The sequence below is a fragment of the Cyanobium sp. Aljojuca 7A6 genome (assembly GCF_024346455.1).
GTDB lineage: Bacteria > Cyanobacteriota > Cyanobacteriia > PCC-6307 > Cyanobiaceae > Cyanobium.
Genome location: NZ_JAGQCY010000012.1, coordinates 64,616 through 79,852 on the forward strand (window position 1 = coordinate 64,616; position 15,237 = coordinate 79,852).

The following is a 15,237-nucleotide window of genomic DNA, read 5'->3' on the forward strand; positions in this document are numbered from 1 at the left end:
CTCACGGCCGCCTCAGCAGGCCCACATAGGCCCAGCGGCCCAGGGTGGCCAGGGGCATCAGCAGGTAGGTGAGCGGGTTCGGCGTCACGATGATCAGGCTGCAGTTCCAGTCGGCCTGCCGCAGGATCTCGCCGGCCACCCAGTCGGCCCCCATCACCCCCACCGGATTGAGGGCGGAGCGGAATGGCCCCAGCACCAGCCGCCGCAGCCGCAACGTGGGCGCCAGCTCCGGCGCCCGCAGGCTGAGCAGCTGGCCCAGCAGCCGCTTGCTGATTTCGTAGAGGGGGCTCACGGCCGGCTGGATCTCCGCCTCCGAGGTGTTCACCCACACCTCCGCCCGCCGGCGCCCTTCGCGTCGCGCCGCCACCACGGCGAACAGCTCCAGCAGCCGCCAGGCGCTCAGGGCGTTCACCTCCAGCGAACAGCCGGTGGCCGCGGCGCTGCAATCGCCATGGACGTTGATGCCGTGGTTGATCACCAGCACGTCCACCTGCGCCAGCAGGGGCTCCAGGGCCGCCTCCTCCCCCACCTGCCAGTGCACCTGGCGCAGGGGGATCGGCGGCCCGTCCGGGCCGGCCAGCTGCAGCGGCGCGAGGCCGTGGCAGAGGGCGATCAGCTGGGCCCCGCGGCCGTGGAAGCGGCGCAGCAGGGCCTGGCCCAGGGCGCCGCTGGCCCCGGTGATGGCCACGGTGAGGGATGGGCTCGACGGGTCCGGCATGGGCCTGCGGTGGACGTGCTGCCTAGATTGCCCCCCACCTGCAGGACCCGGCGAGGTCAACCCATGTCCATCCCCCTGCTGATCGGCTCCTGCGAACCCTTCAGCGGCAAGTCGGCGGTGGTGCTCGGTCTTGGCCGCCAGCTCGCCCGTGGGGGGGTGCCCCTCGCCTTCGGCAAGCCGCTGGTCACCTGCATGGATGACCCGCTCGATAACTTTCCCGATGCGGCGCCGGGGAATCCCCTGCTGGATCCCGATGTCCGTTTCATCGGTGAGACCCTCGGGCTCTCCCAGGAGCAATTGATCCCTTCGCTGCATGTGCTGGATCCGGCGGCCGCCCGGGAGCGGCTGCTGGCGGGGGATCTGACCCCGGGGGAGGGGCTGGCGCTGCTGCAGCGGCGCATCCACGACGACGCCGATCGCCTGGTGCTGCTCGAAGGGGCCGGCAGCCTCAGCGAAGGCCAGCTCTACGGCCTCGGCCTGGTGCAGCTGGCCCAGGCTCTGCAGGCGCCGGTGCTGCTGGTGCATCCCTGGAGCGACAGCCGCAGCGTCGATGCCCTGCTGGAAGCCAGGCGCCAGCTGGGCGATCTGCTGGCCGGTGTGGTGCTCAACGCCGTGCTGCCCGAGATGGTGCCGGAGGTGCGGGAGGCGGTGCAGCCGGCCCTGGAGCGGCTTGGGATTCCGGTGCTGGGCGTCATGCCCCGCAGCCCCCTGCTGCGCAGCGTCACGGTGGAGGAGCTGGCCCGCCGCCTCGAGGCCACCGTGCTCTGCTGCCACGACGGCCTCGACCTGCTGGTGGAGACCCTCTCGATCGGCGCCATGAACGTCAATTCGGCGATGGAGTTCTTCCGGCGCCGCCGCAACATGGCCGTGGTCACCGGCGCCGACCGCACCGACATCCAGCTGGCGGCCCTGGAGGCCTCCACCCAGTGCCTGATCCTCACAGGGGCCGGCGAACCCCTGCCCCAGCTGATCAGCCGGGCCGAGGAACTGGAGGTGCCGGTGCTCAAGGTCGACCACGACACTCTCACCACCGTGGAGGTGATTGATGGCGCCATTGGCCATGTGCGGCTGCATGAAGCGGTGAAAGCCACCTACGCGATCCGCCTGGTGGAGGAGAACTGCCACTTCGAACGGCTGTTCGGCCGGCTGCGCCTGGCGGTCCCTGCCTGAGGGCGCTGCTAGTTTCAGTTCGTTGGTTGTCGATAACGGGTGACCCGGTCCCTAGATATTCCGGCCCTGGACCGGATCGATACGCTCGCCCAGGAGCTGGCCATGCTCCAGGACCGGGGCAAACGCAGAATCGCTTTCCTCGGCAGCCGCCATGTGCCGGTGGTGTCGATCCATCTGGTGGAGCTGGTGGCCCGCTCCCTGGCCCAGGAGGGCCACAACCTGATCACCTCCGGTGCCCAGGGCGTCAACGCCGCCGTGATCCGCAGCGTGCTGGAGGTGGATCCGGCCCGGCTCACCGTGCTGCTGCCCCAGAGTCTGGAGCGCCAGCCCGGCGAATCCCGCAGCCAGCTGGAGCGGGTGCTGCATCTGGTGGAGAAGCCGGAGCACGACGAGCTGCCCCTGCCCATGGCCAGCAGCCTCTGCAATCAGGAGATCATCAACCGCTGCGACCAGCTGATCTGCTACGCCTTCCACGACAGCGAAACCCTGCTGTCCAGCTGCCGCACCGCTGAGGACATGGGCAAGGTGGTCAGCCTGATGTTCTTCGATTAGCCCGGCCTGATCTAGCCCGGCAGCGACCCCTGACGCGGCAGCACCTGCAGCCGCGTCCCCTCCCGGCCCATCACGGTCACCTGGGCGCCGGGGAGCAGGAGCTGGTCCGGGGCGAGGTTCTGGGCGGCCCAGCTCTGCCCCTGCCAGCGCACACGGCCATCACCGTTGATGTCGAACGCGGTGGTCACCTCCGCCAGTTCGGCGTGTTCACCGGGGGGGATCGGCTGGGCCTGGCGGCGGGCCGACCAGCGCCGCATCCACCCGTAGCCCGCCCCCACCAAGGCGCCGAACAGCAGCACCTGCATCAGCGGCGGCACCACCGGCACCAGAACGGCAAAGAGGGTGAGCAGCAGGGCGGCCACGCCGCCGATGAGCAGCAGGCCGTCCGTGTCGGCGCCCACCAGCTCCAGCAGCAGCAGCACCCCCGCCAGGGCCAGCCAGAGGATCGGGGGTGCGGGCATCAGCAGGGGGCGAAGGGGCGCAGACTGAGCGGAGACGGTGGCAACGAAAGCAACGGGACCGTTGGCCTTCCCCCCCATCCTGCCTAGCGTTGCCCCAGTGAAGAAGCCTGCATGGAAGCGCTCATCATTCCGGTGCTGGTGGTGCTGGCCGGCCTGGGCATCAGTGGTGTCAAGGTCACCAGCAGCAGCCGCTCGATGCTGGTGGAGCGCCTCGGCAAGTATGACCGGCAGCTGCGCCCCGGCCTTTCCCTGGTGATTCCCGGCCTGGAGCGGGTGGTGAGCCACGAATCCCTGAAGGAGCGGGTCCTCGACATCCCCCCCCAGCAGTGCATCACCCGCGACAACGTCTCGATCGAGGTGGATGCGGTGGTGTACTGGCAGCTGCTGGAGCACGCCCGCGCCTACTACGGCGTCGACAACCTGCAGGCGGCCATGGTCAACCTGGTGCTCACCCAGATCCGGGCCGAGATGGGCAAGCTCGACCTCGACCAGACCTTCACCACCCGGCAGGAAGTGAACGAGACCCTGCTCAAGGAACTCGATCAGGCCACCGATCCCTGGGGCGTGAAGGTGACCCGGGTGGAACTGCGCGACATCCAGCCCTCCAAGGGGGTGCAGCAGGCGATGGAGCAGCAGATGACCGCCGAACGGGAGAAGCGGGCGGCGATCCTGCGCTCCGAGGGGGAGCGGGAATCCCAGGTGAACGCGGCCCGGGGCCGGGCCGAGGCCCTGGTGCTGGATGCGAAGGCCAAGCAGGAGGCGGTGCTCCTGGATGCCGATGCCCAGGCCAAGCAGCAGTTGCTTCTGGCCAAGGCACGGGCCGAGGCGGCCACCGAACTGGCCGCCGTGATCGAGGCCCATCCGGCGGCCGCCGAGGGTCTGCGGTTGCTACTGGCCAAGGACTGGATGGCCATGGGCCAGCAGATGGCCGCCTCCCAGGGGGGATCGGTGCTGATGGTGGATCCCCAGAGCCCGGCGTCGCTGCTGGCGGCCCTCAAGGGGTTTCAGGAACGGGGATAGACCTGATTCTCCAAGGTGCATTCTGCGACCAGCGGCTGGTTTGGCCTCCTCCTAATGTCTTGGGCCATGCCGCTTCTGACATCGGCTCGCGGAGGCCCATTGGTCCAGAGGCAGTCAGTGGCTTCGGCGTTTCTTTGATTTCGATGGCTGCCAATCTGTCGATCTGGCGATCGGGAACGCAGCTCTGTGATCAGCATCCAAGGGGTGTCTTGGTCGTGACCAAGGGCGGAAACAGAAACCCTGTCACCTCCCATGGCGTTCGCCAAGACGGTAGATGTTGAACAAGGACACATCAAGTCATTGGGGTCTGAACGAAGTAGCATGGGGTGCGATCCAAGGTCATTCCTAGGAATAGAGGAGATAGGAACAGCCCAGTATCGCCGTTGTTGCGTGTTGCTCCTTCAACCAAGTCATCAGATGATTTCCAAGCCCGGCTGGTGCTGCTTCGGAGACGGGTTTCTGTTCCTCGTCTTTGGAACTCCATTTCTTCTGACCCTGGTGGCGCAACTTCTCTATCTTGTCAGCTTGGTTGGCGATCCGGTAGGCCTCGTTAAGGGGTAAGGGATAACGGAATGGCTAGTTAATTATGAAGCTGGATTTGTGCGTCGGGGGCTGCCGGGGTCCATTCTGCATTTCTTTTATGAGAGGTTTGCACTCAATCCTTCTGCCCTGATTGTCTTCTCTTCCATTGTCCTTTACTTCTTTCTCTTCGCGTACATATGGAAGGCGTCACGGTTAATGATTCCTCGCTGGGCTTTGTTCACGACTCCCTTGCTGGGGTATCCAGTTTATGTGGATGACATTCTCATTCGTAAGGATATTCTGATTTTGCTGATCTTCGCTGTGGTGGTGAAATTTATTCTTCATGTCCCCTCGGCTCGCGCTAGGGACGCCATGGCAGTTTTGATTCTGACAGCAGGAGTTCTTAGCCATGAGTTGCTTGCATTCATTGGCTTGCCTTCCGTAGCCATGATCATGCTGATCTCGTCTCAGTTGCATCATTGGGACGCCAAGGAATTGAGTCAGAAGCAGGCTGTCCTTCATGCGCCCGTTCGGTTCAGAAGCCTCAGGTCCTTGTTGTGGCTGCTCATTCCACTGGGCGGCATGCTGTCCATCCTGGCTTGGAAAGGGACCCGAGCTCAGGCTTACAGGATTGGTTTGTCCTGGATTGACTCCAGGCTGGCAGCCAATCCACAAGGGATTCAAGGTGGTGCCATCGGCTGGATCGGCATGCCTAGCGAGAAATTTGTTGAGGATACCCAGAAGATGATCTCTCAGCTTCACTTCGGTATCCCCACATGGAGCCTTGTGATCGTGCTGAGTGCTGGTGGTGTGTTTCTGGTTGCCAGTGCGATTGCGCGCAGGGATGCCCAACGCGCATGGCTCTATGTCCTTGCGTGTCTTTTCCAATTTACGGTGATGATTCCTATCTTCTATCACGCGATGGATACGGGAAGATGGGTGATCATGTGCCTGTTTAGCGCCTTCATTCTCACTATTGAGACTCCCGACCCTTTGATAGATAGGCTGGGTCAACTTGTCCCATGTCCATCTTTTCTGTATCGCTTTTCTACTCCTCCATGGCTGTGCCCTGTGTTTCTTGCCTTGTGGGGGATGCCGATCACATTATGGAAACCATGGCAATTTGTGTTGCATGCTCCCGTGGGCTTCGTGGCGAAAACTTATTTTTATCTGAGGATCCTGGGAATGCCGCGGCCAACCGAGCTCTTGGGGTGAGGGTGATGAAGGGAACGAATGCCAAAAGAATGGCTGTGCAGGCGTGGGCTCCTGCAAGCAGAAAAGACAGAGAAAGGACGCGTTGATCATCCAGCCAGCACGGCCCGCAAGCCTTCGCTGTAGAGCAGGGCAGTGCAGAGGATGCCGCCGGCCCAGCAGAGGCTGCGCACGGGCGGGATGTTGGCCACGTAGGCCGCCAGGTAGCCCAGCCGCAGCAGGGGGTGCAGCCAGGCCGCCAGCGCCAGCCACGGCGCCGCCGCCAGCACCGAAGGCGCCACCACCAGGCACAGCAGGCAGGCCGGCGCGTGCAGGGTGAAGGCTTCGAAGCTGTTCTGGTGGGCCCAGTTGGCCCGCTTGCCCCAGGCCGGTAGTCGCTCGAACATCGCCCGGGGGGCGGCCAGGTCGGAGGGTTTGAAATCGGCCTGGGAGCGGGCGGCCCCCAGGGGGATCAGGCTGAGCACCACCACGGCGCCCGAGAGCACCAGGGACCAGGCGAAGGGCCCGCCCGCCGCCGCCGGCAGCACCGGCAGGGCGATGCTGGCCGCCAGGAGGGGGCTGAGCAGGGAGGTGGCCATCGGGACAGGGCGGCAGGGGTCTCTTTTCTAGGCTGGCGCTGCCTTGCCTTCGCCCGCCCCATGGCCGACAGCTATTCCTTCGACGTCGTCTCTGACTTCGACCGCCAGGAGCTGGTGAATGCTGTCGACCAGGTGCGCCGGGAGGTAGGCCAGCGCTACGACCTCAAGGACTCCAACACCGAGATTGAGGTGGAGGAGGCCAGCCTGACGATCACCACCGCCAGCGACATGACCCTCGACGCGGTGATGGACGTGCTGCGCCAGAAGGCCACCAAGCGCAACCTGTCGCTGAAGATCTTCGACCTGCAGACCCCCGAGCCGGTGGGCGGCAACCGGGTGAAGCAGGTGGTGAGGCTGCGCAAGGGCCTCAGCCAGGAGCTGGCCAAGACGCTCAGCAAGCTGGTGCGCGATCAGATCAAGAAGGTCACCGTGGCGATCCAGGGCGAGAGCCTGCGGATCACCGGCAAAAACAAGGACGACCTCCAGCAGGTGATCACCCTGCTGCGGGCAGAGGACCTGGAGGTGCCCCTGCAGTTCGAGAACTACCGCTGAGGGGTGGCGCGGATCCTGCTTTTCAGCTTGCGGCTGAATCGGAAGGCGGCGGCGACGCCGAGCAAGGAAAGCGGGCCGGGGACGGATGGGTCAGTGGGGTCGCCGCGTGGGGGCGGATCCAGCCGACCACCCATCGGCTCAAGGCCCGGGCCAGGGATCGGACATTGATCAAGATCGCCAGCCTGTTCATAGCCTGGGCAATAGATCAGTGATCCGTAGAGAGTGGTGTCATCCGGCAATGGATTGGTAGAAGTACTGGGGGCACCTTGTCGTCGTGCGTCAGGAGCATTCGGTGGCGAGGATGTGATCAGAAGCTGCCAGCCAGCGTTGTGGCCATGAAAGAAGGCTGGGGTTGTGAACTTGGAACCATCGACAGTCACCGATACAAATCCACAGTCTGGAAGCAGGCATCGAGGTGCCGTGGCATACAGCCCCTTGGCAGATCCCGAAGATGAAGCGAAGCTGATCTCGACTTCGCCTGGTGGAAAACCGTTGGACACTCCAGGTGCTAGTCGGCGGAACGTGCCCAGCGCTCCTTCAAAGACAAATTTCAACTCCAGCGCGTGGGTGGACGGCGGGGCCAGCAGGATGATGGCGAACGCTGTAAAGATGGCAGGGGGAAAGGCCAGAAGGCTTGCCGGCTTCATGGCGGCTGACTCTTAACTCCATATCATCATCCCGTGATAGGGCTCCCCGCGCTGTTCGATTGACTGCATCTTTATCATTCATTCAGATGTGTTGCCGGGGTGCATCACATCGGGCGTGTGTGCCGTTGGCTGGGGTCAGTTGGGGTCGCTGCCCTTGTTCCCAGAAAGGGTCCTGCCGTTGATCCTTTCCTTTGGCTTGCGGCTGTAGCCGAAGCAGGCGGCCGCACCCAGGAAAGGGAGTGGTCTTGGAACGGCTGACGTTTCAGGATTGACGAGATCAGGGAAGCTAGGCACAAGCGTGTTCTTGTTGCGCAGGGTACGGCCGCCATCCAGGCGGAAGCTGATCGAGCTGATCGTGATCGGTCTATGAAGGATCGTGGTGCCCTTGCTGCGATGGTCGTCGAAGATGATCGTTGACGCTCCGGTCACCGTCACCGTACCGATGCAGGAGAAGCTGCCAGAGTTCTGAGCGACCGTATTAGAACTACTTGCACCATGCAGGAAGAGAGTGATCGCCAACCATGGAACGATCGAAACCGACAGATGCCGCGCCGGGTTAAACTCAGAACACCTCCACAATCGGTCAGATTGCTTCCTGATATAAGCGTCTTTATCTTGAGGCTAGTACGAGGAGCCAATCCGTTAAAGATCGCTGTCCCCTAACCTGCCGCCATCAGAATATCATCGCAAGAACTGGAAGAATGTTCGTATCCCAGCTTTCTGGCAAGTTTCCAAGACCGCTAGCTGCTCCACTATCCCATGTCCTGGATGCCATGGCTGACATCTGGCTTTGCGACAGGTTCTTTCTGGCTTACAAAATGGTTGATGTTGCTGAGTATGGCGATAGCATGGAGGCTGGATAAAGCCATTGGGTCACACCTTTTGGTGCCGAATAGTAAGGTTGAGATCAGTATTGGAATTGGCCACACCGACGGCACACCAGAGGAAGCCAAAAATAGACTCGCTGATCAATAGCAGCCGTCCTACTCTTCAAGTTGCCGCCCTTCACCTATGGTATCAGCGCCACCATGCCTCGTGTGAATAATGAATGATGTCATGACTGCTTACTTCTAAACGATGCAAAAGCACTCATGGCTCTTCATGGGCTGGACCGCTAGTTTAGTGGCATGTCACCAGAAGGTACGTCCCCGTTCTCCAAGAATTTGGTTGTAGCTATCTCTACCGGATGGCCACGTCAGTGCCGAGAGGCCACGACCAGCTTGCTGCAGGAGAGCCAGGCCGATCGGGAGCCGGACCACCAACAGCGTCATCCCCACAGCCTCCAAGACTTCAGATAAGGGCCAGGCATAAGTGGTAGCTTTGGCCATCGCCTTTACACAATATGTCCGGCTTTTCGCCGGGCTTGGCTCTGCCAGGACATCGCCATGGAACAACTAACGGCCCAAGGTTTTGAGGTCGTCAACGACCTGGCTCAGCGTTATGGCTTCAGCCAGGACGCCGTGTTGCACATGACCTTTGCGATGCTCAAGGGCCGTGGCGGCATGGCCCAGTTCAACCACCCGGAATTTGCCGGCTCCGGCCAGTGGATGAACGGCGGCATGATGATGCTGGGCGACATGTTCAACCATGGGCTCAAGGCCCGCGTCGATGGCCTCTGCCGCGAGCTCGCCGCGGTGATCGCCAGCCAGCCCGAGCTGTTTCCGCGCGGAAGCTTTCAGTCGCAGAGCCAGAGCGGCGGCGCCCAGCAGGTGTTGGTGGGGGCTCCCGGTTTGCAGCAACAGGCCAGCAGCGGTGGCGGTCAGCAGATGCAGGTGAGTAGTGGCATGGCGCCTATGGCCCCGATGCCGCCGATGGGTTTCGGCTCCGGTCCGCTGTTCACCCCGGATCCCCTCGACAACTGGTGGCCCCCCGAGCTGGGAACCCCCAGCTCCAGCGGCGCCCAGAACGAGGTGCGCTACGCCTACTTCCCCGCGGCCGGGCGACTGGCGGTGGAAGTCAACGGACAGGTGATTGTCTACGACACCAGCGGCCATCGCATCGCCGGCATCTCCTCCCAGCAGCAGTCCGCTGGAGGCGGTCTGGTGTTCAGCACCGCCGACGGCAGCATCAGCCTGGCGCACCTGGCCGCCGTGGTGGCACCTCCGCAGTCTTCGCCCCCCGCCACAGCAACACCACCGGCAGCCGTTGCCGCCAAGCCCGAACCCACGGTTGGCGAGCCGGCCACCGACGTGTTCGCCACCCTGGAGCGTCTAGCGGCGCTGCAGCAGAAGGGCATCCTTACCGAGGAGGAATTCGCCGCCAAGAAGGCCGAGTTACTCAGCCGTCTCTGACGCCCGTGGCGAACGGCTGGCGCTTCTGGATCGACCGCGGAGGCACCTTCACCGACGTGGTGGCCCGTGCCCCCAGCGGTGAACTTCTGGTGCGAAAACGACTCTCCGATCCACCGCGCCTGCCAAACGGTGCACCCCCGCAGGATCCCGCCGTCGCCGCCCTGCGCGAGCTGCTCGCCCTGGCGCCTGACCAACCCATCCCCCCCGGCCTCGTTGCGGAGGTGCGTCTGGGCACCACCGTGGCCACCAACGCCCTGCTGGAGCGTCAGGGGGCACCGGTGCTGCTGCTGGTGAATCGTGGCTTCGCCGACCTGCAGCGCATCGGTGACCAGCACCGCCCCGATCTCTTCGCCCTGGAAATCCGGCGGCCCGTTCCCCTGCCCCTGCGGCTGATCGAAGTGGGCGGCCGGCTGGCGGCGGATGGCGCGGAACTGGAGCCCCTGCAGCTCGATGACGCCCTGGAGCAGGCTCTGGAGCAGGCCCGGGCGGATGGCTACCGCAGCGTCGCCGTGGCCCTGCTGCATGCCGGCCGCTATCCGCTCCATGAGCAGGCCCTGGGCCGCTGGCTGCAGGCAAAGGGCTTCGCCCCTGTGCTGCTCTCCCACCAGCTCAGCCGCCAGCCCCGGTTGGTGCCCCGTCTCGACACCACCGTGCTGGAGGCGGCCCTGGCCCCGGTGCTGGGCGCCTATCTCGATCAGGTACGCGCCGCCATCGGGGCGGACATCCCGCTGCGGGTGATGACTTCCGCTGGAGCCCTGCGCGCCCCCGCCCTGCTGCAGGCCAAGGACACGATCCTCTCCGGCCCCGCCGGCGGCATGGTGGCGGCCGTGGCGGTGGCGGCGGCCGCCGGCTTCGGCACCGATCCGATCCTCGGCTTCGACATGGGCGGCACCTCCACCGATGTCTTCCACTTCGATGGCAGCCGCGGTGAGGCCGCCTGGGAACGCAGCAACGACACCGAGATCGATGGTCTGAGGCTGCTGGCACCGATGCTGCCGATCCACACCGTGGCGGCCGGCGGTGGCTCGGTGCTGCACGTGCAGGACGGTCGCCTGCAGGTGGGTCCCCGGTCCGCCGGCGCCAACCCCGGCCCCGCCTGCTACGGCCGCGGTGGTCCCCTGGCGATCACCGACGCCAACCTGCTGCTGGGCCGGCTGCCGGTGAGCGCGCTGCCGCGGCTGTTCGGCCCCGGCGGCGACCAGCCGGCCGATCGGGAGGTGGTGATCCAGCGCTTCGAGACCCTGGCCCGAGAGCTGGGGGCGGGCGGGCCGGAGGCGGCGGCCCAGGGGGCGCTGACGATCGCCATCGAGCGCATGGCCGAGGCGATCCGGCGCATCTCGATCCAGCGGGGCCACGACCTGCGCGGCGCCGTGCTCGTCACCTTCGGCAGCGCCGGCGGCCAGCTGACCTGCCCCCTGGCGGACGCCCTGGGGATCACCCGGGTGCTGCTCCACCCCCTGGCCGGGGTGCTCTCGGCCTACGGCATCGGCCTGGCCCGCCCGTCCCTGCTGCGGGAGCGCACCCTGCGCCAGCCCCTCGATGAGGCCCTGGGGCCTCGCCTGGAGCTGGAGATCGAGGCGGTGGTGGACGAAGCCACCGCCGCCCTGCGCGGCTCCGGTGATCTGGCGCCCGACCAGGAGCCGCGCTGGCAGGCCCGCCTGGAGCTGCGCTACCAGGGCAGCGACCAGGGGCTGGAGCTGCCCCGGCCCGCCATTGCTGCGGACGGCCTGCTGGCCGAGCTGCGCGCCGGTTTCGAAGCCCGCCACCGGCAGCGCTTCGGCTTTGCGGTCCCCGGCGAGCCGCTGGTGCTGGAGCGGCTCCAGGTGGAGGTGGGCGCCCCGCCGCCCGAGGTGGCCGCGCCAACGGCGTTGGCGGAGGCCCCCGAAATGCCGCTGCCGGCCGAGCCCGCCGAAACGGTGCCGCTCTGCCTGGGCGAGGCGCACGGTGCCGGGATGCACTGGCGGCAGGTGCCCCTCTGGCGCCGGCAGCAGCTGGTGGCGGGCCAGCGGATCGCCGGGCCGGCCCTGGTGGTGGAGACCACGGGCACCACCGTGCTGGAGCCGGGCTGGGGCGGCCGGGTGCTGGCGGGGGGCGAGCTGCTGCTGGAGCGGCAGGCGCCGCCCGCTGGTGCGGCGCTGGCCAGCAGCAGCGACCAGGCGGTGGATCCGGTGCGGCTGGAGCTGTACAACCACCGCTTCAGTGCCATCGCCGAGCAGATGGGGGAGCGGCTGCGCCAGTGCAGCCGCTCGGTGAACATCCGCGAGCGGCTCGACTTCTCCTGCGCCCTGTTCGACGGGGCGGGCCGGCTGGTGGCCAATGCCCCCCACATCCCTGTGCACCTCGGCTCGATGGGGGACAGCGTCGCCAGCCTGCTGGCCGCCGTGGCCGCCGGCACCCTGCCGCCGCTGGCGCCGGGCGATGCCTACGCCGCCAACGACCCCTTCGACGGCGGCACCCACCTGCCCGACATCACCGTGATCACGCCGGTGTTCGCCCCCGAGGGCGGGGCGGCGCCGCTGCTGTTCGTGGCCTGCCGCGGGCACCACGCCGACGTGGGCGGTCTCACCCCGGGCTCGATGCCCCCCTTCAGCCGCCATATCGCGGAGGAGGGGCTGCTGCTGCGCCACGTGCCGTTGCTGCGCCAGGGCCAGTTCGATGCGCCGGCCTGGCGTCAGCGCCTGGCCGCCGGTCCCCATCCGGTGCGCAACCCCGACCAGCTCCTGGCCGACCTCCAGGCCCAGGCGGCCGCCAACCAGCTGGGGGTGGACGAACTGCAGCGGCTGCTGGCCCGCGACGGCACCGGCGAGGTGCGCGCCTACATGGGCCACGTGCTGGCCAACGCCGAGGCGGCGGTGGCCGAGGCGATCGCCGGCCTCACCGGTGGCGAGCACACGCTGGAGCTCGACAACGGCAGCCGTATCGTCGTGGCCGTGCGCATCGACCGGGCCGCCCGCCGCGCCCGCATCGATTTCAGCGGCACCTCCCCCCAGCAGCAGGGCAACTTCAACGCCCCGCTGGCGATCACCAAGGCAGCGGTGCTCTACGTGTTCCGCTGCCTGGTGGGCCGCTCCATCCCGCTCAACGCCGGCTGCTTCGCGCCGATCGATCTGGTGGTGCCCGAGGGGTGCCTGCTGCACCCGCTGCCGCCGGCGGCGGTGGTGGCCGGCAACGTCGAAACCTCCCAGGCGGTCACCAACGCCCTGTTCGGGGCGCTGGGGGTGATGGCGGCGGCCCAGGGCACGATGAACAACCTCAGCTTCGGCGATGCCCGCTGCCAGTATTACGAGACGATCTGCGGCGGCACCGGCGCCGGGGTGCGGGCGGATGGAAGTGGTTTCGCCGGAGCCAGCGCGGTGCAGAGCCACATGACCAACTCGCGCCTCACCGATCCGGAGATCCTCGAGGACCGTTTCCCGGTGCGCCTGGAGCGCTTCGCCATCCGCCGCGGCAGCGGCGGTGCCGGCCGCTGGAGGGGCGGGGAGGGGGTGGTGCGGCGGATTCGCTTCCTGGCGCCGATGACCGCCTCGATCCTCTCCGGGTCCCGGCGGGTGCCGCCCTTCGGCCTGGCCGGGGGCGGTGCCGGCGCCGTGGGGCGCAACCGGCTGGAGCGGGCCGATGGTTCCTTCGAGGAGCTGGGCGGTTGCGCCCAGGTGAGCGTCCAGCCCGGTGATCTGCTGGAGATCGCTACCCCCGGCGGCGGCGGCTACGGAGCGCCGCTGTGAAGGCGGTACTGCTGCCGCTGCTGCTGCTGGCGGGGACGCTGGCCGTGCCGGGGGCCCAGGCCCAGGCGCCTGCGGTGCTCGCCGCATCGGAAAGCAACGTGCTGCTGGAGGGTGAGCAGCGCTTCCGGCCCCAGTGGTCGGCCCGGGGGCTGGTGGCGGCCCAGGAGCCGCTGGCCTCGGCGGCGGGGGCGGCGATCCTGCGCCAGGGGGGCAACGCGGTGGACGGGGCGGTGGCCACCGCCTTCGCCCTGGCGGTCACCCTGCCCCAGGCCGGCAACCTGGGCGGCGGCGGGTTTCTGCTGCTCTGGCTGCCGGGCCCCTCGCCGGCTCGCCAGCGGGGCTGCCTGGCCGGAGCGGCCCCCGAGCTGGCCATCGGCGGCGGCACGGCGGTGGCGGTGAACTTCCGCGAAACGGCCCCGGCGGCGGCCACGGCCACCCTGTTCCTGGGCCCCGATGGCCAGGTCGACCGGGCCCGGGCCACCCGCAGCCTGCTCAGCACCGCCGTGCCCGGCAGCGTCGCCGGCCTGGCCCTGGCCCAGCGCTGCTACGGCCGCCTGCCGCTGCCCCAGGTGATGGCGCCGGCGATCCGCCTGGCGGCGGACGGCTTTCCGGTGAGCAAGGAGCTCAGCGATTCGCTCGCCGCCGCCGCCCCGCGGCTGCAGGCCGATCCTGTCTCCCGCCGCCAGTTCCTCCCGCCCCCGCTGCCGGGCACGCGGCTGCGCCAGAGCGAGCTGGCGGCCACCCTGCGGCGCATCGCCGCCGAAGGGGAGAACGGCTTCTATCGGGGGCCAGTGGCGAATGCCCTGGTGGCGGCCATGGCGCGCGGCGGCGGCCTGATCAGCCACAACGACCTGCGCGCCTACCGCGCCCGGCTGGTGCGGCCGCTGCGGCGGGAGTTCCGCGGCCATCCGGTGCTCTCGATGCCGCCACCCGGGGGCGGGCTGACCCTGCTGCAGCTGCTGGGGATCCTCGAGCCCTTCGACCTGGCCGGCAGCGGCCTGAATGCCGCCGCCAGCCTGCATCCCATGGCGGAGGCCATGAACCTGGCCTACCGCGACCGCAACGCCCTGCTGGGCGACCCCGACCAGGTGCCGGTGCCGGTGGAGCGGCTGCTGTCGGCCGCCCATCTCGACGCCCTGCGCCGCCGCCTCGATCCCCGCCGCCACATCCCGGCCCCGGCGCTGGAGGCGGCCGCCGCCCGCGAAGGCACCAACACCACCCACCTCTCGGTGGCCGATCGGCAGGGCGGCCTGGCGGCCCTCACCACCACCCTCAACTTCCCCTACGGCAACGGCATCAGCGTGCCGGGGATGGGCTTCCTGCTCAACAACGAGATGGACGATTTCACCGCCCTCCCGGGCAGCGCCAACGCCTTCGGGCTGCGCCAGGGGGCGGCCAACGCCATCGCCCCCGGCCGGCGGCCGCTCAGCTCGATGGCCCCCACCCTGGTGTTCCGCCCCGATGGCCGCCCCTGGATCGCCACCGGCAGCCCCGGCGGCAGCCGCATCATCACCACCGTGCTCCAGGTGCTGCTCAACCGGATGGTGCATGGCCTCAACCTGGCGGGCGCCGTCGCCGCGCCCCGGATCCACAGCCAGCTGTGGCCCGATCGGATCGATGCGGAGGAGGGGCTCAGCCCCGACAGCCGCCGCCTGCTGGAGGCCATGGGCCACAGCGTCCGCCAGGCCCCGGCCATGGGCGCGGCCAACAGCGTCGAGGTGCTGGCGGCGGGCGGCAGCCTGGGCGCGGTGGACCCCCGCCGGGCCGAAGGCCCGGCCGTGGCCGAATGAAC

At 67.5% G+C, this 15,237-nt stretch carries 13 protein-coding genes; 8 read left to right on the forward strand and 5 right to left on the reverse strand.

The features are described 5' to 3' along the window. Position 1: 1 nt before the first annotated feature. Positions 2–718, reverse strand: coding sequence for a short-chain dehydrogenase (locus tag KBY95_RS11430; RefSeq protein WP_254965123.1), 717 nt, complete (start codon positions 716–718; stop codon positions 2–4). 63 nt (positions 719–781) lie between these two features. Here KBY95_RS11430 and KBY95_RS11435 point away from each other — a divergent pair, with 63 nt between their 5' ends. Together KBY95_RS11435 and KBY95_RS11440 are read left to right on the forward strand one after the other, a co-directional pair. Then, positions 782–1,888 carry a phosphotransacetylase family protein gene (locus KBY95_RS11435; protein WP_254965124.1) on the forward strand — a complete coding sequence of 369 codons (1,107 nt, stop codon included), beginning with the start codon at positions 782–784 and terminating at the stop codon, positions 1,886–1,888. 39 nt (positions 1,889–1,927) lie between these two features. Beyond that, positions 1,928–2,440 (forward strand): DNA recombination-mediator protein A, encoded by a 513-nt coding sequence (locus KBY95_RS11440; protein WP_254965125.1) that lies wholly within the window; start codon positions 1,928–1,930, stop codon positions 2,438–2,440. 11 nt (positions 2,441–2,451) lie between these two features. Here the strand turns inward: KBY95_RS11440 and KBY95_RS11445 are convergent, their stop codons facing one another. Next, the gene (locus KBY95_RS11445; protein WP_254965126.1) at positions 2,452–2,901 is read right to left on the reverse strand and encodes an NfeD family protein; all 450 of its coding nucleotides are present in this window, start codon (positions 2,899–2,901) and stop codon (positions 2,452–2,454) included. A 111-nt stretch (positions 2,902–3,012) separates the two neighbouring features. On the opposite strand from KBY95_RS11445, the gene KBY95_RS11450 reads away from it, so the two are divergent. Together KBY95_RS11450 and KBY95_RS11455 are read left to right on the forward strand one after the other, a co-directional pair. Further along, positions 3,013–3,921, forward strand: coding sequence for an SPFH domain-containing protein (locus KBY95_RS11450; protein ID WP_254965127.1), 909 nt, complete (start codon positions 3,013–3,015; stop codon positions 3,919–3,921). 756 nt (positions 3,922–4,677) lie between these two features. Beyond that, positions 4,678–5,658: a hypothetical protein gene (locus KBY95_RS11455; RefSeq protein WP_254965128.1), complete on the forward strand. Its 981-nt coding sequence runs from the start codon at positions 4,678–4,680 to the stop codon at positions 5,656–5,658. Positions 5,659–5,744: 86 nt separating this feature from the next. On the opposite strand, the gene KBY95_RS11460 is transcribed toward KBY95_RS11455, so the two are convergent. After that, entirely contained in the window at positions 5,745–6,233 is a 489-nt protein-coding gene (locus KBY95_RS11460; RefSeq protein ID WP_254965129.1) for an MAPEG family protein, read from the reverse strand. A 60-nt stretch (positions 6,234–6,293) separates the two neighbouring features. On the opposite strand from KBY95_RS11460, the gene KBY95_RS11465 reads away from it, so the two are divergent. Next, positions 6,294–6,785: a YajQ family cyclic di-GMP-binding protein gene (locus KBY95_RS11465; protein WP_254965130.1), complete on the forward strand. Its 492-nt coding sequence runs from the start codon at positions 6,294–6,296 to the stop codon at positions 6,783–6,785. Here KBY95_RS11465 and KBY95_RS11470 read toward each other — a convergent pair. Beyond that, positions 6,776–7,432 carry a hypothetical protein gene (locus tag KBY95_RS11470; protein WP_254965131.1) on the reverse strand — a complete coding sequence of 219 codons (657 nt, stop codon included), beginning with the start codon at positions 7,430–7,432 and terminating at the stop codon, positions 6,776–6,778. The two genes, KBY95_RS11465 and KBY95_RS11470, sit on opposite strands and share 10 nt — an antisense overlap. A gap of 135 nt (positions 7,433–7,567) precedes the next feature. Further along, positions 7,568–7,951: a hypothetical protein gene (locus KBY95_RS11475; protein WP_254965132.1), complete on the reverse strand. Its 384-nt coding sequence runs from the start codon at positions 7,949–7,951 to the stop codon at positions 7,568–7,570. 866 nt (positions 7,952–8,817) lie between these two features. On the opposite strand from KBY95_RS11475, the gene KBY95_RS11480 reads away from it, so the two are divergent. From KBY95_RS11480 to ggt, 3 genes are read left to right on the forward strand one after another with little or no spacing between them, the layout of a single operon-like run. Continuing rightward, complete coding sequence (locus KBY95_RS11480) at positions 8,818–9,723, forward strand: SHOCT domain-containing protein (protein ID WP_254965133.1); 906 nt, start codon at positions 8,818–8,820, stop codon at positions 9,721–9,723. A gap of 5 nt (positions 9,724–9,728) precedes the next feature. Then, positions 9,729–13,445, forward strand: a complete 3,717-nt coding sequence (locus KBY95_RS11485; protein WP_254965134.1) for a hydantoinase B/oxoprolinase family protein — start codon at positions 9,729–9,731, stop codon at positions 13,443–13,445. Beyond that, the gene (ggt, locus tag KBY95_RS11490) at positions 13,442–15,235 is read left to right on the forward strand and encodes a gamma-glutamyltransferase (RefSeq protein ID WP_254965135.1); all 1,794 of its coding nucleotides are present in this window, start codon (positions 13,442–13,444) and stop codon (positions 15,233–15,235) included. The genes KBY95_RS11485 and ggt overlap by 4 nt, the downstream gene beginning before the upstream one ends. Positions 15,236–15,237: the final 2 nt, after the last annotated feature.